The sequence below is a fragment of the Mesorhizobium sp. M7A.F.Ca.ET.027.03.2.1 genome (genome assembly GCF_003999175.1).
In the GTDB taxonomy this organism is placed as follows: domain Bacteria; phylum Pseudomonadota; class Alphaproteobacteria; order Rhizobiales; family Rhizobiaceae; genus Mesorhizobium.
Genome location: NZ_RZOM01001888.1, coordinates 1 through 467, shown reverse-complemented (window position 1 = coordinate 467; position 467 = coordinate 1). Strand labels below are relative to the sequence as shown.

The following is a 467-nucleotide window of genomic DNA, read 5'->3' as shown; positions in this document are numbered from 1 at the left end:
CGAAAAGGTCTCGGCAATGAGTTCGGGCGCGCTGACTTTCCAGCGCGCCGGAAAGGCTGGCGCGTCCATCAGAGGCCGAGCATCAGGTCCATGTTCTGCACGGCGGCACCCGAGGCACCCTTGCCAAGATTGTCATAGACCGCCAGCAGCAGGGCCTGCGCCCGTTTGTCATTGGCAAAGACATAGACCTTCATCCGGTTGGTGCCGTTGTAGACCTCGGGATTGATCTCCGGCATGCGCTCCGAATGCGCATAGGGCGCCACTTCGACCACGCCGCCCTTGATGGCGGCGAAATGGTCGGCAATCGCCGCATGCAGCTCCGCACCGGTCGGCACATGGTCGAGGCTGCCAAGCTGCAACGGCACCACGGTGATCATGCCTTGCGCGAAATTGCCGACCGCCGGCTGCATGATCGGATCATGCGACAGCCTGGCATAGGCCCTCAATTCCGGCACGTGCTTGTGCTG

1 pseudogene is annotated in these 467 nt (G+C 62.5%); it reads right to left on the bottom strand.

Going from position 1 to position 467, the window contains the following annotated elements:
* Positions 1 to 68: 68 nt before the first annotated feature.
* Positions 69 to 467 (bottom strand): annotated as a pseudogene (locus tag EN750_RS38615) (N-acetyl-gamma-glutamyl-phosphate reductase); the annotation flags it as partial.